Source organism: Hydrogenophaga defluvii (assembly GCF_042665235.1).
GTDB lineage: Bacteria > Pseudomonadota > Gammaproteobacteria > Burkholderiales > Burkholderiaceae_C > Hydrogenophaga > Hydrogenophaga defluvii_A.
The window spans coordinates 60,557-85,196 of sequence record NZ_JBHTBZ010000034.1; the positions used below are offsets into that span (position 1 = coordinate 60,557).

26 protein-coding genes are annotated in these 24,640 nt (G+C 67.2%); 14 read left to right on the top strand and 12 right to left on the bottom strand.

What is annotated here, in order from left to right:
• Nucleotides 1-60 precede the first annotated feature (60 nt).
• Complete coding sequence (putA, locus tag ACFQU0_RS12640) at nt 61-3,003, top strand: bifunctional proline dehydrogenase/L-glutamate gamma-semialdehyde dehydrogenase PutA (protein WP_382201291.1); 2,943 nt, start codon at nt 61-63, stop codon at nt 3,001-3,003.
• On the opposite strand, the gene ACFQU0_RS12645 is transcribed toward putA, so the two are convergent.
• The 12 genes from ACFQU0_RS12645 to ACFQU0_RS12700 form a co-directional block, all read right to left on the bottom strand.
• Entirely contained in the window at nt 3,004-3,861 is an 858-nt protein-coding gene (locus ACFQU0_RS12645) for a pirin family protein (RefSeq protein ID WP_382201403.1), read from the bottom strand.
• A 64-nt stretch (nt 3,862-3,925) separates the two neighbouring features.
• Complete coding sequence (locus tag ACFQU0_RS12650; protein ID WP_382201293.1) at nt 3,926-4,345, bottom strand: phytanoyl-CoA dioxygenase family protein; 420 nt, start codon at nt 4,343-4,345, stop codon at nt 3,926-3,928.
• Nucleotides 4,279-4,647 (bottom strand): phytanoyl-CoA dioxygenase family protein, encoded by a 369-nt coding sequence (locus tag ACFQU0_RS12655; RefSeq protein ID WP_382201295.1) that lies wholly within the window; start codon nt 4,645-4,647, stop codon nt 4,279-4,281. The genes ACFQU0_RS12650 and ACFQU0_RS12655 overlap by 67 nt, the downstream gene beginning before the upstream one ends.
• Before the next feature lie 11 nt (nt 4,648-4,658).
• Nucleotides 4,659-5,444: an aspartate/glutamate racemase family protein gene (locus ACFQU0_RS12660; protein ID WP_382201297.1), complete on the bottom strand. Its 786-nt coding sequence runs from the start codon at nt 5,442-5,444 to the stop codon at nt 4,659-4,661.
• Nucleotides 5,437-6,114: a cysteine hydrolase family protein gene (locus tag ACFQU0_RS12665; protein ID WP_382201299.1), complete on the bottom strand. Its 678-nt coding sequence runs from the start codon at nt 6,112-6,114 to the stop codon at nt 5,437-5,439. Before ACFQU0_RS12665 ends, ACFQU0_RS12660 begins: the two co-directional genes overlap by 8 nt.
• The gene (locus ACFQU0_RS12670; protein WP_382201301.1) at nt 6,111-7,007 is read right to left on the bottom strand and encodes a polysaccharide deacetylase family protein; all 897 of its coding nucleotides are present in this window, start codon (nt 7,005-7,007) and stop codon (nt 6,111-6,113) included. The genes ACFQU0_RS12665 and ACFQU0_RS12670 overlap by 4 nt, the downstream gene beginning before the upstream one ends.
• On the bottom strand, nt 7,004-7,564 hold the full coding sequence (locus tag ACFQU0_RS12675; RefSeq protein WP_382201303.1) for a nuclear transport factor 2 family protein: 561 nt from the start codon (nt 7,562-7,564) through the stop codon (nt 7,004-7,006). The genes ACFQU0_RS12670 and ACFQU0_RS12675 overlap by 4 nt, the downstream gene beginning before the upstream one ends.
• 13 nt (nt 7,565-7,577) lie before the next feature.
• Nucleotides 7,578-8,516 carry a polysaccharide deacetylase family protein gene (locus ACFQU0_RS12680; RefSeq protein ID WP_382201305.1) on the bottom strand — a complete coding sequence of 313 codons (939 nt, stop codon included), beginning with the start codon at nt 8,514-8,516 and terminating at the stop codon, nt 7,578-7,580.
• Nucleotides 8,513-9,430 carry a polysaccharide deacetylase family protein gene (locus ACFQU0_RS12685; RefSeq protein ID WP_382201307.1) on the bottom strand — a complete coding sequence of 306 codons (918 nt, stop codon included), beginning with the start codon at nt 9,428-9,430 and terminating at the stop codon, nt 8,513-8,515. Before ACFQU0_RS12685 ends, ACFQU0_RS12680 begins: the two co-directional genes overlap by 4 nt.
• Before the next feature lie 2 nt (nt 9,431-9,432).
• Entirely contained in the window at nt 9,433-10,119 is a 687-nt protein-coding gene (locus tag ACFQU0_RS12690; protein ID WP_382201309.1) for an isochorismatase family protein, read from the bottom strand.
• A gap of 98 nt (nt 10,120-10,217) precedes the next feature.
• Complete coding sequence (locus ACFQU0_RS12695; protein ID WP_382201311.1) at nt 10,218-11,576, bottom strand: MmgE/PrpD family protein; 1,359 nt, start codon at nt 11,574-11,576, stop codon at nt 10,218-10,220.
• A gap of 10 nt (nt 11,577-11,586) precedes the next feature.
• On the bottom strand, nt 11,587-12,486 hold the full coding sequence (locus ACFQU0_RS12700) for a polysaccharide deacetylase family protein (protein ID WP_382201313.1): 900 nt from the start codon (nt 12,484-12,486) through the stop codon (nt 11,587-11,589).
• A gap of 125 nt (nt 12,487-12,611) precedes the next feature.
• On the opposite strand from ACFQU0_RS12700, the gene ACFQU0_RS12705 reads away from it, so the two are divergent.
• From ACFQU0_RS12705 to ACFQU0_RS12765, 13 genes are all read left to right on the top strand, one after another.
• Entirely contained in the window at nt 12,612-13,829 is a 1,218-nt protein-coding gene (locus ACFQU0_RS12705) for an ABC transporter substrate-binding protein (protein WP_382201316.1), read from the top strand.
• 106 nt (nt 13,830-13,935) lie between these two features.
• Nucleotides 13,936-14,805, top strand: a complete 870-nt coding sequence (locus ACFQU0_RS12710; RefSeq protein ID WP_382201318.1) for a branched-chain amino acid ABC transporter permease — start codon at nt 13,936-13,938, stop codon at nt 14,803-14,805.
• Entirely contained in the window at nt 14,802-15,788 is a 987-nt protein-coding gene (locus ACFQU0_RS12715) for a branched-chain amino acid ABC transporter permease (protein ID WP_382201320.1), read from the top strand. Before ACFQU0_RS12710 ends, ACFQU0_RS12715 begins: the two co-directional genes overlap by 4 nt.
• The gene (locus ACFQU0_RS12720; RefSeq protein ID WP_382201322.1) at nt 15,788-16,540 is read left to right on the top strand and encodes an ABC transporter ATP-binding protein; all 753 of its coding nucleotides are present in this window, start codon (nt 15,788-15,790) and stop codon (nt 16,538-16,540) included. The genes ACFQU0_RS12715 and ACFQU0_RS12720 overlap by 1 nt, the downstream gene beginning before the upstream one ends.
• The gene (locus ACFQU0_RS12725) at nt 16,533-17,234 is read left to right on the top strand and encodes an ABC transporter ATP-binding protein (RefSeq protein ID WP_382201324.1); all 702 of its coding nucleotides are present in this window, start codon (nt 16,533-16,535) and stop codon (nt 17,232-17,234) included. Before ACFQU0_RS12720 ends, ACFQU0_RS12725 begins: the two co-directional genes overlap by 8 nt.
• Nucleotide 17,235: 1 nt before the next feature.
• Nucleotides 17,236-17,997 (top strand): SDR family NAD(P)-dependent oxidoreductase, encoded by a 762-nt coding sequence (locus ACFQU0_RS12730; RefSeq protein ID WP_382201326.1) that lies wholly within the window; start codon nt 17,236-17,238, stop codon nt 17,995-17,997.
• Nucleotide 17,998: 1 nt separating this feature from the next.
• A complete protein-coding gene (locus ACFQU0_RS12735; protein WP_382201328.1) occupies nt 17,999-18,325 on the top strand; it encodes a DUF4387 domain-containing protein in 327 nt (108 codons plus the stop codon).
• Nucleotides 18,322-19,749 (top strand): acyclic terpene utilization AtuA family protein, encoded by a 1,428-nt coding sequence (locus ACFQU0_RS12740; protein WP_382201331.1) that lies wholly within the window; start codon nt 18,322-18,324, stop codon nt 19,747-19,749. Before ACFQU0_RS12735 ends, ACFQU0_RS12740 begins: the two co-directional genes overlap by 4 nt.
• Before the next feature lie 16 nt (nt 19,750-19,765).
• Complete coding sequence (locus ACFQU0_RS12745; protein ID WP_382201333.1) at nt 19,766-20,557, top strand: GntR family transcriptional regulator; 792 nt, start codon at nt 19,766-19,768, stop codon at nt 20,555-20,557.
• Nucleotides 20,558-20,570: 13 nt separating this feature from the next.
• Nucleotides 20,571-21,863: a 3-isopropylmalate dehydratase large subunit gene (locus tag ACFQU0_RS12750; protein WP_382201335.1), complete on the top strand. Its 1,293-nt coding sequence runs from the start codon at nt 20,571-20,573 to the stop codon at nt 21,861-21,863.
• Nucleotides 21,860-22,360: a LeuD/DmdB family oxidoreductase small subunit gene (locus tag ACFQU0_RS12755; RefSeq protein ID WP_382201338.1), complete on the top strand. Its 501-nt coding sequence runs from the start codon at nt 21,860-21,862 to the stop codon at nt 22,358-22,360. The genes ACFQU0_RS12750 and ACFQU0_RS12755 overlap by 4 nt, the downstream gene beginning before the upstream one ends.
• Nucleotides 22,357-23,760: an FAD-dependent oxidoreductase gene (locus ACFQU0_RS12760; protein ID WP_382201340.1), complete on the top strand. Its 1,404-nt coding sequence runs from the start codon at nt 22,357-22,359 to the stop codon at nt 23,758-23,760. Before ACFQU0_RS12755 ends, ACFQU0_RS12760 begins: the two co-directional genes overlap by 4 nt.
• Nucleotides 23,761-23,770: 10 nt before the next feature.
• Nucleotides 23,771-24,640: an isocitrate lyase/PEP mutase family protein gene (locus ACFQU0_RS12765; protein WP_382201342.1), complete on the top strand. Its 870-nt coding sequence runs from the start codon at nt 23,771-23,773 to the stop codon at nt 24,638-24,640.

Consider the following 24,640-nt stretch of genomic DNA (forward strand, 5'->3'; position numbering starts at 1 on the left):
AATTATTCACCACTAAAACGCAGAACATCCGTTCATTCACCAAATTCACGGAGTTCTGTCATGCGCCTGCCCACCCCCTACCGCCCCGAGGCGGTGACCGTCGTCCACCGCCTGGCCCAGCTGGATGGCCGGCTCGACTGGCAGGCCGCCGCGCGCGTGGCCGCGCCCTGGGTGCAGGCCGTGCGCGACAACCCGCCGCCTTTCTGGGCCATGGAAAGCCTGCTCAAGGAATACCCCATCAGCAGCGCCGAGGGCCTGGCTTTGATGCGCCTGGCCGAAGCCTTGCTGCGCGTGCCCGACGCCGAAACCGCCATCGCCCTCACCGCCGACCAGTTGGGCCGCGCCGACTTCGATGCCGCCGGCCACCCGGCGCTCGCACGGCTGTCCTCCAGCGCCATCGGTCTGAGCAAGCGCTTTTTGCCCGGCGGTGAATCGGGCGGTTTGCTGGGCAAACTCGGCGCCCGCACCGTGGTGGCTGCCACGCTGCGCGCGGTGCAGTTGCTGGGCCACCAGTTTGTGTTGGGCGAAACCATCCAGTCGGCCATGAAGACGGCAGCCCAAGCCCGAAAGGACACGCCCAGCCTGACGTTCAGCTACGACATGCTGGGCGAAGGGGCGCGCACGGCGGACGATGCCGAGCGTTACTTCCACAGCTACCAGCAAGCCATCGCGGCCATCGCATCGCAAGCGGATGGCGACGAGCGCAACAACGACGGCATCAGCATCAAACTGAGTGCCCTGCACCCGCGCTACGAAGACGCGCAACACCCCCGCGTGATGGCCGAGCTGGTCCCACGCGTGTGGGCTTTGTGCGAGCAGGCGGCCCAAGCGCGCATCAACCTCACCATTGACGCGGAAGAGGTGGACCGGCTGGAACTCTCGCTCGATGTGTTCGACGCCCTGCTGGCCCGAGTGGCCAAGCAGCAGCCACAGTGGACCGGTTTTGGCTTGGCGCTGCAGGCCTACCAAACACGCGCGCTGGAGCTGATCCAACATGTCACCCTGCTCGCACGGCAGCACCGCGTGCGCCTGATGTGCCGCCTGGTCAAAGGCGCCTACTGGGACGCCGAAATCAAACGCGCCCAGGAACTGGGCCTGCCGCACTACCCCGTGTTCACCCACAAACACCACACCGACATCTCTTACCTGGCCTGCGCGCGCGCGTTGCTGGATGCCAGCGACGTGATCTACCCGCAGTTCGCCACGCACAACGCGGCGACGATTGCCGCCATACAACAAATGGCTGCCAAAGCAGGAACGCCATTTGAATTTCAAAGACTCCACGGCATGGGCGAAGGCGTGTACCGCGAGGTACTCAAAAACCCACTGGTGCGCTGCCGCGTCTACGCGCCCGTCGGCGCCCACCGCGACCTGCTGGCCTACCTGGTGCGCCGCCTGCTGGAAAACGGCGCCAACTCCTCTTTTGTGCACCAGTTGGCCGACCCCACGGTGGGCCTGGAAGACCTGCTGGTCTCTCCCCTGCACCTGGCGCCCGAGCCCAGCCAGCCGCTGCCGGTCGCCTTGTTCGGTGCGCAGCGGGCCAACAGCATGGGGGTGGACCTGAGCGTGACCAGCCAGCGCCAGCCCTTGCTCGATGCCCTGCCCACCACGCCCGTACCGGTGGTGACCGAAACCGACCCTGCAGCCCTGCCCGCCGCGTTTGAACGCTGCGCCACCGCCGCCCGCGTCTGGCGCGAGGTGCCGGTAGGCGAACGCGCCCAGGCCCTGCGTCGCAGCGCCGATGCGCTCGAAGCCGAACTGCCCCGCTTCTGCGCCCTGCTGGTGCAAGAAGCCTTCAAAACCTGGGGCGACGCGGTGGCCGAGGTGCGCGAGGCGGTGGACTTTTTGCGTTACTACGCGGTCGAAGCCGAGCGCGTGATGGCGCCCATCGAACTGCCCGGCCCCACCGGCGAAAGCAACACCTTGCTTCTCACCGCGCGCGGCGTGTGGGTCTGCATCAGCCCATGGAACTTTCCGCTGGCCATCTTCGCCGGCCAGGTGGCAGCGGCCTTGGCCACCGGCAACGGCGTGTTGGCCAAGCCGGCCGAACAAACCCCTGCGGTGGCCCAAGCCATGGTCGATCTGCTGCACCGCCACGGCGTGCCAAGCGACGTGCTGCAACTGCACCACGGCGCGGGCGAAACGGTGGGCGCCGCCCTGGTGGCGCAACCCGGCGTGGCCGGTGTGGTATTCACCGGCTCCACGCAGGTGGCCAAAATCATCCAGCGCGCCCTGGCCGCCAAAGACGGCCCCATCGTGCCGCTGATCGCCGAAACCGGCGGCATCAACGCCATGCTGGTGGACAGCACCGCCCTGCCCGAGCAGGTGGCCGACGCGGTGGTGCAAAGCGCGTTCCGCAGCGCCGGCCAACGCTGCTCGGCCTTGCGGCTCCTGTGTGTGCATGAGGTGATTGCCGATGGCGTGATCGAGATGATCCGCGGGGCCGCGCGCGAACTGGTGGTGGGCGATCCAGCCCAGCTGGCCACCGATGTGGGGCCCGTGATCGACCGCGAAGCCTTCGACAACATCGAGCGCCATGTGGCCCGGCTGGCGCGCGAAGCACACGATCTGCTGCCACCCCAGGCGTTGCCGGCCGAGCCCGCGCACCTGGTGCCACCGCGCATGTTCGAGGTGAAGGCCGTGGCCGACATGACACAGGAAATCTTTGGTCCGGTGCTGCACGTGTTGCGCTGGCGCGGCGAACCCGAAGCGGTGATCGACCAGATCAACGCGCTGGGCTACGGCCTCACGTTGGGCATACAAACCCGCATCGACAGCCGCGCCCAGGCCCTGGCCACACGCGCCCACGTCGGCAACGTCTATGTGAACCGCAACATCATTGGCGCGGTGGTGGGTGTGCAGCCATTCGGTGGCGAAGGGCTGAGTGGCACCGGCCCCAAGGCCGGCGGCCCCCACTACCTGCTGCGCTTCTGCGCCGAACAAACCGTCACGGTGAACACGACGGCGGCAGGTGGCAACGCCACGTTGCTGGCGGGCCTGTGATCAGCCGGGCAGCGGGATGAATTCGTCGTGGTCGTCGAGCGGCAGCGGGATGCGCCCGGCACGCCAGTCGGCCTTGGCCTGCTCGATGCGCTCGGGGCGCGACGAGACGAAGTTCCAGAAGATGTGGCGTGGCCCCACGGGTTCGCCGCCCAGCAGCATGAGCACGCTGTCCTGCTCGGCCAACACCTCGTCGGCACCCTGGTTGAACACCATCAGCTGGCCCGGCTCGGCGGTCTGGCCGCCGCTGGCAATGGCACCACGCGCCACGTACACCGCTTGCTCGGGGTACACACCGTCCAGGGTGAAACGCGTGCCGGCGCTCAGCGCCACATGGGCACAAAACAAGGGTGATGAGGTGCGCACCGCGCTGCGCTGGCCCATGGCCTCACCCGCGAGCACGCGGCAATGCAGTCCGGGCCGCTCGATCACCGGCAGCGCCTCGCTGCCATAGTGGGTGAAGGTGGGCTCGCACTCCTCGTCGAGCTCGGGCAGGGCCACCCAGAACTGCATCAGCTCCAGGCCGCCGCCTGCAAACGACGCCGGGTGTTCGAAACGCTCGGAATGCGAAATGCCACGCCCTGCGGTCATCCAGTTGACCTCGGCCGGGCGGATGCGCTGCACCACGCCCAGGCTGTCGCGGTGCACGATCTCGCCACTGAGCAGGTAACTCATGGTGGACAGGCCAATGTGAGGGTGGGGCCGCACGTCGGCCGCACGCACCGCCTCGGGCGGCAGGGTCACCGGGCCGGCGTGGTCAAAAAACACAAAAGGCCCCACCATGCGGCGCTTGGCGTAGGGCAACACGCGTCGCACTTTCAGGCCATTTCCTAGGTCGCCCTCGCGGGCCGTGATCAGCATCTGCAGCACGTCGGTGTCCTCATAAACGTTCAGCGATGCGCGCGCTCGGACGCGCCTTCAGGTGCTAGTGTGACGCAAAACCGGCGTCCTGCAGTGCGCGAAAGTGGGCCAGCGCTTCGGCGTGGGCGCACCGGGCCTCGTCGGACAGCGGGATGCCCAGTCGTTGTTCGGGCACGAAGTGGCCATGGTCACGCCCACGCACGCAAAAGGCCGAGGGCCGGATGAGGCCGGTCGGCCGCACATGCGCCGGGATGTAGCTGATGGCGAAGCCGATGCGCCGGTCGTCGCTGTCGTTCGATCCGCTGGCGTGCACCAGGTCGGTGTGGTGCAGCGACATCTGCCCGGCCCGCACCGGCATGAAGGTGCCGGTCTCGTGGTCAAAGCGGTCGCTGATGCCCTGGCCCCGGCGGATCATGTTCATCGGCTCAGGCCGGTCGTCGTGCGCGAAGGCGCCCCAGGTGTGGCTGCCCGGCAGCGCGCGCATGCAGCCGGCGTGTGGGCTTCCTTCAGAAACAGCGTCGAGTGATAGACCAGGATGTCCGGGCCGATCACGTCCTCCACCACGTCCAGCACCTTGGGATGGTGCACCAACTGGTCGGCCCAGTTGAACAGCAGGTAGGACTTGGACTTTTCCGGAAAGTCGATGGGCTTGCCCTGCGCTGCCTCCCAGGCTTGCAGTTCGCCGCGGTAACTGCGCACCTCGTCGGGGGTGAGCACGTCGATGGGGAACACAAAGCCGTCGCGCGCGTAGGCGGCCACCTGTGCATCGCTCAGCAGTCGGGGCATGGGGGCACTCCTCAGGGCTTGGGTGCCCAGGTCTGGGCGGCATCGAACATGTGGTGCAGCATGTCCAGCCGCGGGTGCATGGGCGCCGGGTAGCCCACGCGGCTGTGGCGCAGGCCCAGCGCCAGCGCGGCTTCGGCCATCTTGTAGCTCAGCGGGCCGGGGTTGATGACGGGCACCGGCAGGCGCGCGCTCAGGTAGGCGTGCGACTGGTGCATGGTGGTCGATCCGAGGATCAGCACCTCGGCGCCGTCTTCCTCGATGGCGCGGCGACCGGCGGCCTCCAGCAGCGGGAAAACGTCTTCCTCTTTGCCCGAGAGCAGGTTCTGGCTGTCGGGCGGCACCTCGATGGCGCGCACCGAAGCGCACTTGTGGTGCAGGCCCAGTTCGTCCAGCGCCTTTTTGTACAGCGGCTTCCAGCGGCTGGCCATGGTGAGGATGGAGAAACGGTCGCCCAGCATGAGCGCGGCCAGCATCGATGTTTTACCGGGCCCGAACACCGGGATGTCGAGCACCGAGCGCAGTGCGGCCACGCCCGAATCGCTCATGGTGTCGATGCAGACGGCGTCATAGCCCTCCTCCTGCGCGCGACAGCCGGCCTCGAAGTTGGCGGCATCGGCCAGCACGAAGTCGTGGTGGCTCGAATAGTTGAGCGGGCCGACCTTGACGGCGCGGTATTCGAAGCGGATGCCATCGCCGAACGACAGGCCCTGCAACTGCGCCTGGCGCAGCAGCAGGTTGTCGGCCGACATGGCAAACGGCACGACCACCAGCACGCGCTGAACCGTGCCTTCAGACATGGGCTGCCCCCAGTTCGGCCAGCGATTCGGCGGTGCTGCGCACGCGGCCAAACAGGCGCTGGAAGTTGCGCATGGTGTTGTGGTGCAGATCTTCGTGAGTGGTGCCGCAGGCGTCTTCCACCAGCGTCACACCGTAGCCGCGATCGGCGGCCTCGCGGGCGGTGGTCTCCACACACATGTTGGTGGAGACACCCGTCATGTAGAGCTGCTCACAGCCCAGCGCGCGCAGCAGGCTGTCGATGTTGGTGGAGGCGAAGGCACCGATGGTGGTCTTGCGCAGCACGTGCTCGCCGGGTCGGGGTTTGAGTTCGTCCACGATCTCGTGCTCGCGGCTGCCCAGGTGGTTCTTGAACTCCACAAACAGCTTGCGCATGTGCAGCGGGGCGTCGCTGGCGTCGGGCAGCGCGGCACCCACCGTCACGTGCAGCACCGGGCGGCCCAGCGCGGCAAAGTGCTCGCGCAGGCGCAGCGTGTGGGGCAGCACAAAGCGTTCGATGCGGTCAAACCGGTAATCGCCCACGCTGGAGCCTTCGGCCAACAGCTTGCGCGCCAGCGCGCCCTGGCGCGAGCCGGTGGCGTACTGCATGTCGATGATGACCAGGGCGGCGCGCGCGGCTTCCACCGTGCGTTCGGCCTGGTAGGCGCGGATGTAGTCGTTGGAGGTGCTCATGTCGTGGGTGTCGCGGTGGTTTGCTGCCGGTAGCAGTCGATGATTTGCGAGCCGGTGGCGCACCACACGCCGCTGTGGCCCAGGATGTATTCCAGCGCGCGTGCCAGGTGTTCGATGCGGTGCGGCTGGCCCATGATGAAAGGGTGGACGGCGATGTTCATCACCTGCCCGCCTTCGGCATAGAGGGTGTCGAACTCGTCGCATATTTTTTGCGCAAAGGCCGCTCCCTCCATGCCACGGCGCCAGGCGATGCTGTCGTTGATCTCCATGCTGTACGGCAGCGAGAACAGCTCGCCACGGCGCACGCGGATGGGCGTGGGCTGATCGTCGTGGTAGAGGTCGCAGAGGTAGGCGATGCCGGCCTCGGCCACCAGATCGGGCGTGAGCAGCGTGTTGGACGCCGCCGGCGAAAACCAGCCCGGCAAATCGCGCCCGGTGTGGCGGCGGTGGATGGCCTGGCATTCGTCGATGGCAGCACGCTCCTCGTCCTCGCTCATGCCCCAGTGGTAGCGCGTGTTGTAGAGGCCATGCGACATGAACTCCCACCGGCGAGCCAGCATGGCTTCGGCGATGTCGGGGTACATGTCGAGCACCGCCATCGAGAGCGACACAGTGCAGCGCAGGTCGAAGCGATCGAACACGTCCATCAGCCGCCACACGCCCACGCGGTTGCCGTAATCGCGCAGGCCGTAGCCCAGGATGTCGGGGTGTGGCACGCGCGGCCAGGGGTTGCGCACGCGCACCACCTGCGGCAGATACTCGTAGTGCTCGATGTTGGGCGCCACCCACAGCGCGATGCGTGCGCCCTGGGGCCAGACGATGGGCGCACGCTCAGGCCAGGCCGAGTAGGCGATGCGCTCGTGCATGGCCACCACGGCGGCGTCCTCGATCAAGCTCGGGACCGCACTTCGGCTAGGTCGTTCCACACGTCCTGGCGCGTGATGAGGCCGTCCACGATCTCGAAACGGTCCATGAAGCGAATGCCCTCGAACGCGCTGCCATCGAGCCACACGCCGTGCAGTGTGCCGCTGCAATAGACCACCGTGGCCTCGTCGCCCCAGCTCTCGTCGAAACGTTCGTAGGTCTTGCCCACACGCTGGTAGCGGCCCCGGCCCCAGGCCACCAGTTCTTCCAGGCGCTGCATGGGCACTGCACCGGGAAAATGCATCACGAACCCCGGCGCCAGCATCTGCTGCGCGGCGGGCAGGTCGCGCGCCTGCATGGTTTCCAGAAAGCGCCGCACCAGAGCCGACGCATCGGGCCGCGCCGGGCCTCCGCCGCTGAACACGCGGCCGTCGCGCTGGTAGGTGCTGGCGTTGCGCACAAACACCACCGTGCCCGCCGCCTGCGCGGCGATGACCGAGCGCGTGGCCTGCGCCACACGCTGCACCAGCCGACCCTCCACCTCAGGGCCGTAGCCGGGCAGCAGGGTGATGTCGATCACGGGCATGGCTTGCTCCTGTTCAGGTCTGGGGTTGCGCCGCGCGCCAGGCGTCGAGGATCTGGCTGCCGGTGGTGGCCCACACGCCGCGGTGGCGCATGATGTGGGCCAGCGCTTCCTCGAGCGCGCCGATGCGGTAAGGCTGGCCGATCACCCAGGGGTGCAGCGAGATCGCCATGACGCGGCCGTTGTCCTCGCTGGCTTCGCGGTAGAGCAGGTCGAACTGGTCGATCAGCGCATCGCGGAAGTCGTCCTCGGCGTGGTGGTTCTGCACCAGGATGGTGGTGTCGTCGATGTCGATGGGGTGCGGCATGGCCACCAGCGGGCCGTGCTCGGTGCGCATGGCGTAGGGCATGTCGTCGTTGACCCAGTCGCACAGGTAGTCCAGGCCGGCCTGGGCCAGCAGATCGGGCGTCTTGAAGGACTCGGACTTGGCGGGCGAGAGCCAGCCGCGCACTTTCTGGCCAGTGGCCCGATTCAGGATGTCCAGCGTCTGCGCAATCCAGACGCGCTCCTGCTCGGGGTCGAGCCCGCCGTGGTGCAGGTGGTCCATGTCCAGGCCGTTGCCAATGATTTCCCAGCCGCGCTGCGTGCAAGCCTCGATCAGCGAGGGGTAGCGCACGGCCACCGCCGCATTGATCGCCGCCGTGGCCGGGATGCCGTGGCGCTCCAGCGCCTGCATGATGCGAAAAATGCCCACGCGGTTGCCGTAATCGCGCAGCGTGTAGTGGCGCAAGTCGGGGTAGGCGGTCTGCATGGCGCCTGGCGGCTTAAAGGGCTGGCCCTTCATGTCCAGCGGAAACCACTCCAGCGCCGGCACCACCCACAGGGCGATGCGCGCGCCGCCGGGCCAACGCACGGGTGCGCGGCGCGGCAACATCGACCAGTCGTAACGCTCGTGGTCCATGCCATGGCGGCGCAGGGGGTACTCAAGGTAGTCGTTGGGCAACACAGCGCTCATGGGGCTTCTCCGACCGGCAGCGCCGAAGCGGCAAACGCGTCGTGGTAATGCTCGTTGTAATGGGCGGCGATCTCGCGGCCGGTGGCCAGCCACACCTTGTCGTGGCTGGTGATGTAGGACAGCGCTTCTTCAAACGCCGCCAGCCGGTAGGGCTGACCGATCAGGTAGGGGTGCAGCGGAATGCACATCACCGTGCCCGACTTTTCGCCTTCGGCATACAGCCGGTCGAACTGTCGCTTGAGGATGTCGACGTACCGCCGCGGCGACACCAGGTTGACGTTGTAGACGATGGTGTCGTTCATCTCCAGCGAATAGGGAATGCTGGTGAGCTTGCCCTGCTTCACCTTCACTGGGCCGGGCTGGTCGTCGTGGAACAGGTCGCACACATAGGTCAGGCCCATCTCGGCCACCAGGTCCATGGTGCGCTCGGTGTAGGTCAGCGCAGGCGCCAGCCAGCCGTCGAGCTTCTGGCCGGTGTGTTTCTTGATGGTGTCGATCGAATCCTGAATCACCGCGCGCTCCTGCGCCTCGGTCATGCCCATCAGGTATCGGGTGTTGTAGGTGCCGTGCGAGTAGAACTCCCAGCCGTTGTCGGCGCAGGCCTCGATGACCTCGGGGTGGTGCTCGCACACCGCCACGTTGAGCGACACGCTGCCGCGCATGTTGCAGCGCTTCATGGCGTCGAGCATGCGCCAGAAACCCACGCGGTTGCCGTAGTCGCGGTAGCTGTAGTTCTGCACATCGGGTGCGGGGCGGGCCCAGGGCGCACGCGCCGGGTTGCGCGGCGGATTGAGCTCGTAGAACTCCACGTTGGGCGCCACCCAGAAGGCCACACGCGCGCCACCGGGCCATCGGATGGGCGGGCGGCGGTCGTCGTAGGGCAGGTAGTCGTAGAAGCCGGGATCGCGGGCCATGGTCAGCCTCCGGTGGCGGCACGCGCAGGCACCTGCTTGAGCTGTGCCATGGTCTCTTCGAACGTAAGCACGTCGGCGTACTTCAGGGCCATGTCGTAGAGGTTGGCGAAATGCGGGCTTTCGTGTTTGTCGGCCACACACTCCTCGGGCACGATGGTGCGGAAGCTGCGCTGCAAGCTGTCCACCACGGTGGCGCGCACACAGCCCGACGTGGAGCCGCCGGTGACCACCACCGTGTCCACGCCGTGGTAAGTGAAGATTGAGCCGAGGTTGGTCTCGAAGAAGGCCGAGGCCATGCGCTTGTTGATGATGATGTCGCGCTTGTGGTCGATCACCAGGCGGTCGTCGAACTCCGAGCGGCGGCTGCCCACCTTGATGTTCTGCAGCGAATCGGGCGTGTTGCTGCGCGTGCCCCACACGCCGCAGTCTTCACCTGAATCCATGTAGGCCACGTAGGTCCAAACCACCGGAAAGCCGCGCGCGCGGAACTCGGCCGCCAGCGCGTTGATGTACTCCAGCTGGCGGGGATCGGTTTCGTAAGCAGTGGCGAACTCGCCCACGCAGGTGTAGGCCTTTTGCGGATCCACGTTGATGAGGGCCGGCATGCGGCCAAAGCCGAAGCGCTTGCGGGTGGGGTTGGCTTTCACTTCGGCAAACAGTTGCCGGGCGGTTTTGTCGGAGGTTTGCATGGCTGGAACTTTCGAATGAAACAATCAGGCGTCGAAGTGGTTGGGCATACTGCATGCCTCTATTTGTTCTGTCAATAGAACATTTGACAGCGGCGTTACTACAAAGGCGGGTGCCGCAGCAGTTGCAACCAGTCGTCCAGCGTGCCGTCGTCCTGGGCCAGCGACAGCGTGGTGTGCAGCACCTGCTCGGCATGGGCCGTGGGCCACACGCGGGTGCACAGCTCGATGAACTTGGCGCTCAGCTCTTGTGGTGTGTAGGGCGAGGCATCGTCGCCGCGGTTGACGCCGACCTCGGCCTGCCACACGCGCCCATCGGTGGTGGTGATGCGGACCTGCGCCGGGCGCTCCTGCGGCAGCCGCGCGGTCATGGCGATGTCTTCGGTCACCGTCACACGCTGGGCCAGCGCCAAGACGCGCTCGTCGCGCACCGCCTCCCAGGTGAAGCTGGCCAGGCCGCTGCTGCCCCGAACGATGCGGGTGGCCACCGCAAAAGGCACCGAGAACTTGGCCGCCAGCGTGTTGCGCGGCGCGGGGTCGATCAGTTCCGCCGCCAGGCCGTAAGTGCGCACCTCCACCTTCGCGATCTGCTCAGGGGCGGGCAAGCCTTCGCGCTGCGCCATCACGTCCAGCGCGTCCAGCGTGCCGTGGTTGTAGCGGCAGCAGGAGTGGCGCTTGAAGTAGTTGTGCATCAGGTGCCAGTCGGTGCCCAGGTCGCGCAGCACCTCGGCGCTGTCATAGCGCTCAGAGACGATCTGCCCGAACAGCGAGGCCACCCCGTCGCGCTCGCCGGTGAAGCCGCAGGCCGCCAGTTGCGCGGCCAGCAGGCCGTTGTGGTTGCTCAGACCGGCGTACAGGTTGCGCACCAGGCCACCTTCGAGCATGGTCTTTTTGGAGGTGGCGATGGTCATGGAGGCGCTGACGTTGATGGTCTCCTGCATCAAGGCAGCGCTGTAGCCGTGGGCGCGCGCGCTGGCGGCGGCCGCGCCAATGGTGCCCCAGGTGCCGTGCGGGTGCATGTCGCCGCGCAGTTGTGAGGCGGCTCCAATGCGCGATCCCACCTCGTAGCCCACCACCAGCGCGGCCAGAAAGTCAGCACGCGCCAGGCGTTGCGTGTCGGCCAGGGCCAACAGCGCGGGCAGCACATGCACGGCTGGGTGACCGCGCGAAAAACGGTTGCCCTCGTCCATCTCCAGGAAGGTGCCGGCCGTGCCGTTGATCAGTGCCGCGGTGGCTGGCTGTGTGCGCTGCCCCAAGCCCACCAGCGTGGCGCTGCCGCCGCCGGTCTGCCGCGCCACCCAGCGGCGCAACTCGGGTTCGGCCGAGCCGCCCACGATGGCCGCGACCGTGTCAGCCAGGATCCAACCGGTGTGGTTGTGCACATCGGCAGGCAGTGCGTCGTAACGCAGGCTGGCCGCCCACTCGCTCAGGGTTTGCAGGGTATCGACAGAGGTGGTCACGGTATCGGATTCAGGCAGAAGGGTTGATGGCATGCGACGGAATCGGAAGCAACAGTTGGGCCGGTTGCACCCAGGCCACGCCGTCGCACGCGCGCAGTGTTTGCAGCAGACCGCGCAACGCAGCGATGCGGCTGGCCATGCCACACACCCAGGGGTGCAAGGCCAGGCCAAACACCGCGCCGCGGCGGTGCGCGGCACATTCGTGGTGCAGCCGATCGAACGCCTGCTGCGCCAGCGCGGCGTGGTCGATTGGGGCCATCTGACGCAGCCACTGGCATTGCACATCGTCCCATTCGGCCGACAGCGGCACCGCCGTCAGCGCCGGGGTGGTGTTCAGCTGGTAGGGCTGGTCGTCGTTGCACCAGTCCAGCGTGTAGCGCAAGCCGGCCCGGGCCAGCAGCTCGAAGGTGTCGGGGCTGGTGCCCCAGTCCTGGCTCAGCCAGCCGGTGGGGCGCTGGCCCAGCACATCATCAAACGCGACCAGGCTGCGCGCGATGTGGTCGCGCTGTGTGTCGAGCGGCATGTCGCCATGCATGAGGTCGTTGGCCGCCAGGCCATGCCCGATGAACTCGCAGCCTTGGACCGCGAGTTGCCGCGCCAGCTCGGGCAGACGCAACAAGGCGTGCGCATTGGCCGCGACGGCAGGGGTGATGCCGGACTCGCGCAGCGCATCGAGCACCCGGAACAGCCCGAGCCGCAGGCCGTATTCGCGTTGCGTCCAGCTGCGGTAGTCGGGGCTGAAGCTGCCGAACTCGCCCACAAAACGCGGGTCGCGCACCGCATCGGGGCGCGGCTCGGCGTCCCAGTGCTCCAGGCACAGCACCACAAAGGCGTGCAGCCTGGGCCCGTTCGGAAACGACACCGCCGGGCGATGTGGCAAAGCCGAGTAGCCGTGATGGGCGTGATCCATGGGCCAACCTATTGGGGGGTTTTTCGTTCGCGGGTCTTGACACCGCCGTGGCATCGATTCATAGTCTAGCCCAATTGTTCTATGTTTAGAACAATTAATCCACATCCCATTTTCGAGGACACGCCATGACTTCCCAAGCTCGCATTTCCCGTCGCCTGGTGCTACAGGCCGGTGCCGCCACTTCCGTGCTGGGTGCGCCCGGCCTGTTGTTTGCGCAAGCCCGTCCCATCAAAATTGGTCTGGTCCATCCGGTCAGCGGTGGCCTGGCCTACAGCGGAGGCCAAGGCCGCCTGGGTTGTCAGTTGGCCATCGACGCCATCAACGCGGCTGGTGGCATCAAGTCCATGGGCGGCGCCAAGCTGGAAGCGGCGCTGGGGGATTCGCAGTCGCGGCCCGAAGTGGGCGTGTCCGAAGTCGAGCGTCTGCACCAAGACGGCGTGTCGGCCTACGTGGGCTGCTTCTCCAGCGCCATCGCACTGCCGGCCACCCAGGCGGCAGCCAAGTACAACACCCCATTCCTGATCGACGTGGGCGTGTCCGACAACATCGTCAACCGCGGCCTCAAGAACGTGTTCCGCCTGGCACCCGGCTTCGGCAAATGTGTGGATGACGCCATCGTGGCACTGGGCCAGGTCAACGGCGCCGCCGGTAACGTGGCCAAGACCGCGGTGCTCATCCACGAAGAGTCGGAATTCGGCACCGGCACCGCCCGCCTGCTGGCCGGCAAGCTGCCCTCCATCAACATCCAGCCGATCGAAACGATCAAGCACGCCAACCCCACGCGCGACTTCTCCAACGTGGCGCTGCGCATCCGCAGCCTCAAGCCCGATGTCGTGATCATGAGCAACTACCAAAACGAATACGTGCTGCTGGCGCGCACGCTGCACCAGCAGCGCATCGACGTGGCAGCCATGTTCAGCGTGCTGGGCGGCGGCTTCAACTACCGCTTGGTCAAGGAGCAGCCACAGGTGGCCCAGCACATGATGGACTTCAACCACTGGTTCGACCCCAAGAACCCCAAGGCGCTGGAGATGAAGCGCAAGGTCGAAGCCACCGGCAATCTGTTCACCTTCGAGGTGTACTGCGGCTGGAACTCGGTCATGCTCTACGCCGATGCGCTGGAGCGTGCCGGCACCGCCGACAAAGAAAAGGTCATCGCTGCGCTGGAAAGCAGCACCTGGTCCAACCACTTCATGCCCTACGGCGCCACCAAGTTCGTCAACGGCCAGAACACCGGCGGCACCGGCGTGCTGCTGCAGGCCAGCACCACCGACATCGAAACCGTGTGGCCCAACCAGTTCGCCTCGGCCAAGGCGGTCTTCCCGCGCCCCAAGCTGAGCTGACCCCCGAGCGCCCGGCCGCCCGGGCGCACCTGATATTCAAGACCACCAGCCCGCTCACGCCAGCGGGCGGTGGCCTATTGCGCCCCTACACCATCGGGAACTGCACGTGGACCTGACCATACTTGTTTCGGCCGCCCTCAACGGCCTGCTCATCGGGGGCATCTACACCCTGGTGGCCTCCGGACTGACGCTGATCTACGGCGTGCTGCATATCATCAACTTCGCCCACGGCAGCATGCTCATGCTGGCGATGTTCGGTGTCTATTACCTGCTGACCAAACTGGGCATCGACCCTTACTTGTCACTGCTGGTGATGGTGCCGCTGATGTTTGCGGTCGGCTACCTGCTCTACAAATTCCTGATCGGCAAGCTGGCCAAGGGCAAGGACGAAAACATCCTGCTGATCACCTTGGGCCTGTCCATCCTGATCGAGAACCTGGCGCTGATGTTTTTCAAGGGCGACACCCGCACCATCTCGGTCTCGTACTCCGACACCATGGTCGAACTCGGCCCGCACCTGGTGTCGCTGCCCAAGCTGATTTCGTTCGGCGCGGCCATGCTGCTGTGCCTGATCCTGGGCCTGGTGATCCAGCGCACCGACGTGGGCAAGGCCATCCGCGCCGTGGCCAAGGAGCGCGTGGGCGCGCGCCTGGTGGGCATTGATGTGGACAAGGTGTTTGCCATCTCCTACGGCATTGGCCTGGCCACGCTGGGTGCCGCGGCCTGCCTGCTGATGCCCATCTTCTACGTCTCGCCCTCCACCGGCCATGTGTTCGTGCTGGTGGCCTTCACCGTGGTGGTGCTGGGCGGCATGGGCAGCTTCGTGGGCGCGATGGTGGGCGGCCTGCTGGTGGGCCTGACCGAGTCCTTTGGCGGCCTGTTCCTGGGTGAGAGCCTGGGCCAGATCGGCATTTCGCTCATCTTCATCCTCATCCTGCTGTTCCGTCCGTCGGGCCTGTTTGGAGCCAAACAATGAACACGCTCAACCGCAGCCAGGGCTGGATGCTGCACGGTGGCCTGCTGGCCGTCGCCATCGCCTTTCCCCTGGTTTTTTCGTCGCCCTTCTGGGTCAACTTCGGCGTGCTGGCGCTGTTCTACGCCTTCATCGGGCAGTCGTGGAACATCGCCGGCGGCTTTGCCGGGCAACTCTCCTTCGGCCATGTGGTGTTCTTTGGTGCCGGGGCCTACGCGTCCGTCATTCTGCAAATCCGCTTCGGCTTCAACCCCTGGTGGGGCCTGCCGGCCAGCGCCGTGGCCGGCGGTGTGGTGGGCTTCGTGATCGCCTTCCTGTCCTTCCGTGCCGGGCTCAAGGGCTCGTACTTTGCACTCATCACACTGGCCTTTGCCGAGGTGCTGCGCATCGTCGCCAACTCGGTGGAAATCACCGGCGGCGGCCTGGGCATGCTGATTCCGGCCAAGCCCAGCGCAGCCAACTTCCAGTTCTCCGAACGCATTGGTTTTTACTGGGTAATTCTGGTGCTGACCGTGGGCTCGATTGCGGTAGCGGTGTGGCTCAAAAACTCGCGCTTTGGCGCGCAACTGGCTGCGATCCGCGAGAACGAAGACGCCGCGCGTGCCCTGGGCATCAACATCTTCCAGGAAAAGGTCAAGGTGCTGATCCTCTCGGGTGCCCTGTGTGGCATGGGCGGCGCGTTCTTTGCGCAGTACTTCCTCTACATCGACCCGATGATCGTGTTCGGCGTCGACAAGTCGGTCGAGATGCTGCTGGTCAGCATGGTGGGTGGTGCGGGCACGGTGTACGGCCCGCTGATCGGTGCGGTGCTGCTGGCCGCCGTGGGCGATGGTGCCCGCGTGCTGACCAATGTGCAGGGCCTGTCGCTGGTGATTTACGGCACCTTGCTGGTGATCATCATTGCCTTCCTGCCCAACGGCCTGATCGATCTGTTTCAGCGCATGTTCAAACGCAGCAAAGCGGTGGCGCGCCAAGGGGAGAAATGATGCTCAAGGTAGAAGGACTGACCAAAATCTTCGGCGGCCTGCGGGCGGTGGACAACGCCAGCCTGGAGGTGCCCGAAGGCCGCATCGTGGCCCTGATTGGCCCCAACGGTGCCGGCAAGACCACGCTGTTCGCGGCCATCGCGGGCTTTCACAAACCCAACTCGGGCAAGGTCACGCTGCTGGGCCAGGACATCACCGGCATGGCGGTGCACGACATCGCGCGCCGCGGCATGGTGCGCACCTTCCAGATCACGCAGCCGTTTGCCAAGCTCAGCGTGCACGAGAACATTGCTGTGGGCGCCTACCAGCGCTTTGCGCGGCGCGATGAGGCCTGGGAACACGCGCGCCGCATCGGCGAACAGGTGGGCATGGGCGCCATGCTGGAGCAGCCCGCGGCCGACCTGACGGTGGCCGGGCGCAAGCGCCTGGAGCTGGCGCGCACCTTGGCCACTGGGCCGAAGCTGCTGCTGCTCGACGAGGTGATGGCGGGCCTGAATCCCTCCGAGATCGTCGAGATCATCGAGATCATCCAGAAGATCCGCGCCAGCGGCGTGACCGTGCTGCTGATCGAGCACGTGATGCAGGCGGTGATGAGCCTGTCCGAACACATCTACGTCTTGTCCTACGGCAAGATCATTGCCGAGGGGGCGCCACGCGAGGTGGTGAGCAACCCGGCCGTGATCGAAGCCTACCTGGGCCGCGGTGCGGCCGAGAAGATGGCCGCCGGCCATGTGGAGGCTTCCCATGCTTGAAATTCGCGGCCTGCGGGCCGGCTACGGTTCGGTGGAAATTCTGCGCGGCATCGACCTCGATGTCGGCCAGGGCGAGATCGTGGCCGTGCTGGGCAGCAACGGCGTGGGCAAGTCCACGCTGAACAACAACATCTCGGCCCTGTACCGGCCGTTTTCGGGCTCGATCCGCTTCAAGGGCGAAGAACTGGTGGGGCGCAGCTCGACCGACATCGTCAAGCGCGGCGTGATCCACGTGCCCGAAGGCCGGCGCATCTTCCCCAACCTGAACGTGCTGGAGAACCTCGAACTCGGCAGCCTGGTGCGCGGCACGGCGCGGCGCAAGCAGAACATCGAGCATGTGGTGAGCATCTTCCCGCGCCTGAAAGAACGCTTCACGCAGCTGGCTGGCACGCTCTCGGGCGGCGAGCAGCAGATGGTGGCCATCGGCCGCGGTCTGATGAGCGAGCCCGAGCTGCTGATCATGGACGAGCCCTCGCTGGGCCTGTCGCCCTTGCTGGTGGAGGAGATGTTTGCGCTGATCCAGAAGATCAACCGCGAAGGCCAGTCCATCTTGCTGATGGAACAGAACGCGGTACAGACGCTGGCGATTGCCAACCGGGCCTACATCATCGAAAACGGGCATGTGGCGATGCAGGGCAAGGCGGCCGACCTGATCCACGACCCAGACCTGCGCAAGAACTACCTGGGCCTCTGAGATGAACACACAGCCTGCCCTCGAGTTGCAAGACCGCCACGTGCTCGTCACGGGGGCCGGTTCGGGCATTGGCCTGGCCTGCGTGGCCGTGGCCGCCGCCCAGGGCGCCCGCGTGGCCGCGGTGGTGCAGAGCGAGGAGCAGCGCGGCGCATTGACGGCCGCCGCGCCCGGCGCGGTGGTGCTGGTGCAAGATCTGCTAGACGACGCCGGCACCGCCGCCCTGCCCGGCCGCGCCGCACAGGCGCTGGGCGGGCTCGATGGGCTGGCCTGTTGCGCCGGCATCTTCTACAAAAAAGGCTCGGACGACACCTCGATGGGCGAATGGCGCCACACGCTGGAGGTGAACCTGACCAGCAGCTTTGTGCTGAGCCGCGCAGCCATTGCGCACATGCGCGCACAGCGTGTGGCCAACGCCAGCGTGGTGGTCATCAGCAGCCAGATCGGCCATGTGGGCCACGCACGCGGCGCGGCCTACGCCGCGTCCAAGGCGGGCATCAACGGCATGGTGCGTTCGCTGGCGCTGGAGTGGGCGGCCGAAGGTGTGCGCATCAACGCGGTGGGCCCCGGCCCGGTGGACACGCCCATGGTGGCAGCGACCAAGGCCGACCCCGCCGCGCTGGCCGCCATGCAGGCCAGCATTCCCATGGCGCGCCTGGGGCAGCCGCAAGAGATTGCCGAACTGGTGAGCTTTCTGCTCTCCAGCCGGGCGTCCTTCATCACCGGCCAGCTCATCTGTGCCGATGGCGGCTTCACGGCCCGCTGACATGACTGAGCCCACCACCGCTCTCGTGGCCCTCACCGAACTCGCGCCGGTGATCCGCAGCAAAAACGCGGGCCCGACCTTGCTCACGCTGGACCTGTTCTTCCGCGACGCGCAGGCGTTCGAGCGCGCGGCCAGCAGCCCTGCCTTGCAGGCCGATGCGGTGGCGCATCTGTACCGCTGCCCGGCGCAGGCGGTGCAGCGCTTTGCCTTGCCCGGCATTCGCGCGATCAAGTTCACCTTGCCGCGCCGTGTGTGCGCCGGCTCGCCAGGCGACGGCGATGTGTACGGCGCGCAGCAGCATGGCCCCTTGCTGGAGGTGTGGCTTTGAACGCAGCGCTGCCCACTGCCCGCGCAACCCGCGCCACACAGCGCCTGCTGCAAGGACACCGCCCAGGTGCCGAGCCGCTGCGGGTGTTGTCTGCCTCGGGCCAACTGGGCTATGGCATTCCAGCCGACAGCCTGGCGCGCGGCATGGCACGCCAACCGCATTGCATCGGCGCTGACATGGGCTCCATCGACCCCGGGCCGCACTACCTGGGCTCGGGCACCCTGGCCGCGCCGCTGGGCATGGTCAAGCGCGATCTGGCCCTGGTGCTGGAAGCCGCGCTGAGCGCGGGCATTCCGCTGGTGATCGGCAGTGCAGGCACCGCAGGCGCCGCGCCGCACCTGGCAGCCACCGTGGCCGTGGTGCGCGAGCTGGCGGCCGAGCGCGGGCTGCGCCTGCGCCTGGCCACCGTGCACAGCGACGTGCCGGCCGACACCGTGGTGCAGGCGCTGAACGAAGGCCGGCTCGCGCCCATCGGCCCCATGGCCGAGCCCAGCGAAGCCGACATCCGCGCCTGCCGCCACATCGTGGCCCAGTGCGGCACCGACGCCCTGGCCCGCGCGCTGCAGACCGACCCCGACGTGCTGATTGCCGGCCGCGCCTGCGACACCGCCATCTTTGCCGCGCTGCCGCAGTTGCTGGGCTACCCGCTGGCGCTGGCGCTGCACATGGCCAAGATCATCGAATGCACCTCGCTGTGCTGCGTGCCCGGCGGGCGCGACGCCATGCTGGCAGAGTTGGACATGGGCGGCTTCACGCTGGAGAGCATGCACCCGCAGCGCCACGCCACACCGGCGTCGGTGGCGGCACATGCCTTGTATGAACAGGCCGACCCGCACTTTGTGGAAGAGCCCGAAGGCACGCTGGATTTGCGCGAAGCCCGCTACACCGCACTCGACGAACACCGCACCCGTGTCAGCGGTGCGCGTTTTGTGCCACGCGCGTTGCCCAGCCTCAAGATCGAAGGCGCGGCCCGCGTGGGCGCGCGCGCGGTGCTTGTGGCCGGTGTGGCCGACCCCACGCTGCTGCAGCACATCGGGCCGGTGCTGGCGGCCGTGGAGGCCAAAGTGCGCGAGCTGGTGCCCGGTCCATGGCAACTGTTCCCGCATGTGTACGGCCATGGCGCGGTGCGCCCGCTGCCGCCCGAGCACCGCAGCCAGCACGAGGCGGGGCTGGTGGTGGAATGCATCGCACCCGACTCCGAACTCGCACGTACGGTGGCGGCGGTGTTCAAACAGAACCTGTTGCACCACGGCTACCCAGGCCGAGTGAGCACCGCCGGTAATCTGGCCTTTGCCTTCACACCCAGCGAGATGGACGCCCACGACAGCCACCGCTTTGTGCTCTACCACGTGATGGCGCAGGCGCCCCTGGACAATCTCTTCCCCGTGACCGTTGAAGACATCAACGGCAGTACGACACACTGAAAAGGGAGGGAAACACATGCCGGCATCGCTGCCACTGACCAAATACCACCAGATTTACCTGGTACTGCGCGAACAACTGGAAGAGGGCCGTTTTGTGCATGGCCTGCCGGGCGAGCTGGAGCTGACCAAACAATTTGGCGTCGGCCGGGTGACGGTGCGGCGCGCGCTGGAGCAACTGGTGGACGAGGGCCTGATCGTTCGCGAGGCGGGCCGCGGCACGCGCCCCACCACCCGCGCCGAGCAGGGCCGCAACCCGCCCGCGCAAGCGCCGCTGGAGCACTCCGGCTCGCGCCTGAACGGGCTGTTGGAGAACCTGGTGCAGGTCAGTCGCAGCACCTCGGTCAAGGTATTGGACTGGCGCATCATCCAGGCCTCTCCCGACATGGCGCAGGCCCTGCAGGTTCCCGAGGGCACCAAGCTGCGCAAGGCCGTGCGCCGGCGCAGCGCCAGCGCCGGCCCGGTGTCGCTGATCACCACCTACGTGCCCGACGAACTGGTGCGCGGCTACGGCCGCAAAGAGCTGGCGGTCAAGCCCATGCTGCAACTGCTGGAGGAATCCGGCATCGTGCCGGGCCGCGCCCGCCAGACCATCTCGGCCCGCCAGGCCGACGCGCAAGTGGCTGCCGAGCTGCAGGTGGCCGTGGGCACCGCGCTGCTGCAGGTGCGCCGCCTGGTGTTCGACACGCAGGACCGCCCGGTGCAGTTGCTGCACGGCCTGTACCGCCCGGACCGCTACGAATACCAGATGGAGCTGTCGCAGGTCGGTGCCATCGACGCGCGCATCGTCGCCAAGGAAATCCTCCCATGACAAGGTGCCTCTCATGAACACCCCACGGCGGCCGGCCCAGACGCTGGCCCAGAAACTCATTGCCAAAGCCTGTGGCCGCGACCATGTGGCCACCGGTGAGATCGTGAGCTGCAAAGTCGATCTGGCCATGTTCCACGACTCGTCCGGCCCGCGCCGCCTCAAGCCTATGCTGGAGGAGCTGGGCGCACAGATCTGGGACAAGAACCGCGTGGTGCTGGTGATGGACCACTACGTGCCCGAGCAGGACGACGACTCGCGCCGCATCGTGCGCATCGCGCGCGACTGGGCCGCCGAGCAGCGCCTGCCGCACGTGTACGACAGCCAGGGCATCTGCCATGTGGTGCTGCCGCAAAAAGGACACCTGCGCCCCGGCATGTTCTGCGTCGGTGGCGACTCGCATTCGCCCACCGGCGGTGCGTTTGGCGCCTACATGTTCGGCATCGGCAGCACCGAAATGCTGGGCGTGGTGGTGACCGGCGAGCTCTGGGTGCGCGTGCCGCAGACCTACCGCATGTGGTGGGACGGCCGCCTGCCCGCGGGCGTGAGCGCCAAGGACATGATGCTGCACATGATTGGCCGCTTCGGCATGAACGGCGGCGCCTACCAGGCGGTGGAATTTGGCGGGCCGGCCGTGATCGCGCTGTCGATGCAGGAGCGCATGACGCTCTCGAACATGAGCGCCGAACTGGGCGCCCAGGCCGGACTGATCGCACCCGACGACGTCACCCGCGACTGGCTGCTGGGCACCGGCGTGCCCGCCGACGCCATCGACATCACGCCCTGGTTCACCGACGACGACGTGGGCGAAGCCGACGCACGCACCTGGCGCTTTGATGCCAGCACGCTGGCGCCCCAGGTGGCCGCGCCCCACAGCCCAGCCAACACGCACCCGGTCGGCCATTTCGATGACGTTGCCGTGCAGGTGGCCTACATCGGCGCCTGCACCGGTGCCAAGCTAGACGACCTGCGCGCCGCAGCCCACGTGTTTCGCGGCCAGCGCGTGGCCAGCGGGGTGCGCCTGATGGTGGCACCGGCCAGCCAGCAAGACCAGCAACAGGCTGAGGCCGAAGGCGTGATGGGCGTGCTGCGCGAGGCCGGCGCCGAACTGCTGCCCACCGCCTGCGGCGCCTGTTCGGGCTACGGCGGCAACATACCGGACGGCGCCAACGTGATCGCCACCACCGCGCGCAACTTCAAGGGCCGCATGGGCTCGGCCACCGCGCAGGTGTATCTGGCTTCGCCCTACACCGTGGCGGCGTCCGCTCTGCGCGGGCGCATCGCCGACCCCCGCGAGGTGATGGCATGAACACGGCACACAAGGTATGGAAGCTCGGCGCCGACATCGACACCGACCAGCTCGCGCCCGGCGCTTACATGAAGCTGGGCATTGAAGGCATTGCGCCGCATTGCCTTGAAGGTGTGCGGCCTGAATTTGCAGCGCAAGTGCAGCCGGGTGACGTGATCGCGGCCGGGCCCAACTTCGGCATCGGCTCCTCGCGCGAACAAGCTGTGGGCGCGCTGGTGAAGCTGGGCGTCAAGGCGGTGATTGCGCCTTCGTTCAGCGGGCTGTATTTCCGCAATGCGTTCAACCTGGGCCTGCTGCTGCTGACCTGCGCTGAGGCCGAACAACTACAGGAAGGCGAACAGGTGGCGCTGGACCTGCAGCACCTGCCCGACATCCGCGTGCTGCGCGCCAACGGCAGCCGCCTGCCGTGCGAACCCATTCCAGGCTTCCTGCTCGACATGGTCGAGGCCGGCGGCCTGCTCAACCAACTCCGACAGCGACTGCAAACCCCCGCATGACCCAGGACACGACTTCTGCCCCGCGCGTGGTGCGCGCCACCACCATGCCCGCCGATGCGCCCGAGGTGGCCGTGGCCATCGTCGGCGCTGGCGCCTGCGGCCTGACCACTGCCATCCGCCTGCGCCAGGCCGGCATCGACTGTGTGTTGCTGGAGCGCGACGCGCTGCCCAGCGGCTCGACCGCGCTGTCCTCGGGGCTGATCCCGGCGGCGGGCACGCGGCTGCAACAGTCGCTGGGCATTGATGATTCGCTGGCGATGCTGGCCGAGGACATCATCACCAAGACCGATGGCGAGGCGCCCGCACACCTGGTGCAGGCCTACGTGGCCGCGGTGCCGCAGGCGCTGGACACGCTGGAGTCGCTGGGCATTGCGTTTGAGGTACAGGACGGTTTTTTGTACCCCGGCCACCGCGTGCGGCGCATGCACGGCGTGCCCGAACACACCGGTGCTGCGCTGATGGCGGCGCTGGAGCGCACCGCCACCGGCCTGGGCGCCGACCTGCTGACCGAAGCGCTGGTGCGCGAGGTCTGGGCCGATGACAACGACCGCGTGATCGGCGTGGGCTATCAGCGCCCAGACGGCAGCCTCGAGCACCTGGCCTGCCGCGCGGTGGTGCTGGCCTGCAACGGCTTTGGCGGCAACGCCGACATGGTGCGCGAACTGCTGCCCCCGATGGCCGATGCCGCTTTCGGCGGCCATGTGGGCAACGACGGCAGCGCCATCGCCTGGGGCCGCGGCCTCGGCGCGGCGCTCGCCGACCTGCACGGCTACCAGGGCCACGGCTCGTGGATCACACCGCAGGGCGCGTTGATGAGCTGGGCCACCATCATGGAAGGCGGCATCCAGGTCAATGCGCGGGGCGAGCGTTTTCAGGACGAGTCACAGGGCTACTCGGAAGCGGCCGTGCACGTGCTGCACCAGCCCGGCAGCGTGGCCTGGGAGGTGTTTGACGAAGCGCTGCTGCCGCTGACCCGCAGCTTCCCGGACTTCGTTCCGGCCGAAGCCGCCGGCGCCCTCAAGCGCGCCGACGACGTGGCTCAGCTCGCGGCGATCATTGGCTGCGACGAGGCCACGCTGCAAGCCACGCTGGACAGCGTGGACCCGGCCCGGCCCGATCCGCTGGGGCGCCGGTTCAAGCGCCGCCTGCAAGCGCCCTATTACGTGGTCAAGGTCACCGGCGCGCTGTTCCACACCCAGGGCGGCCTCGACATCGACGCCCATTGCCGCGTGCGCCGCGCCGATGGCTCGGTGCTGCCCAACCTGCTGGCCGCGGGCGGTGCGGCGCGCGGTGTCTCGGGCAACGACGCCTGGGGCTACCTGGCCGGCAACGGGCTGCTCAGCGCCGTGGGCGGCGGCTGGGTGGCGGCCACCACGCTCATTGAACAACTCCAGGCCTGATGCCAACGCCATGAACACCCCCACCCCTTTCAAACAACGCCTCCAACACCCCGGCGCAGTGCTGGCCCCGGGCATCTACGACGCCTTCACCGCTCTGGTGGCCGAGCAGGCCGGCTTTGAGGCCCTGTACCTTTCGGGTGCCTCCATCGCCTACACGCGCCTGGGCCGCTCCGACATCGGCCTGACCACCGCCACCGAGGTGGCCGACACGCTGGCGCGCATTACCGAGCGGGTGCGCACGCCGGTGATCGTGGATGCCGACACCGGTTTTGGCAACGCGCTCAACACCCAGCGCACGGTGCGCGCCTTCGAACGCGCGGGCGCGGCCATGGTGCAACTGGAAGACCAGACCTTCCCAAAACGCTGCGGCCACCTGGACGGCAAGGGCGTGGTGCCCGTGGCCGAGATGTGTGGCAAGCTGCGCGCCGCGCTGGATGCGCGCCAGTCGGACCAGACACTCATCCTCGCACGCACCGACGCGGTAGCGGTGGAAGGCTTTGATGCCGCGATGGAACGCGCCGAGGCCTACTTGGCCTGCGGCGTGGACGCGCTGTTCATCGAAGCCGTTCGCAGCCGCGAGCAGATGGACGCCGCCTGCGGCCGTTTTGCCCACCGCATCCCGATGCTGGCCAACATGGTCGAAGGCGGCAAGACGCCGGTGCAGAGCGCCGACCTGCTGGGCGAGATCGGCTACCGCATCGTCATCTTCCCCGGCGGTACCGCGCGCGCCGTGGCCCACACCCTGCGCCGCTACTACGGCAGCCTGCACCAGCACCGCACCACCGCACCCTTCAAGGACGAGATGCTGGATTTCGACCAGCTCAACGAACTGATCGGCACGCCCGAACTGCTGGCGCTGGGCAAAACCTACGAAGGCTGA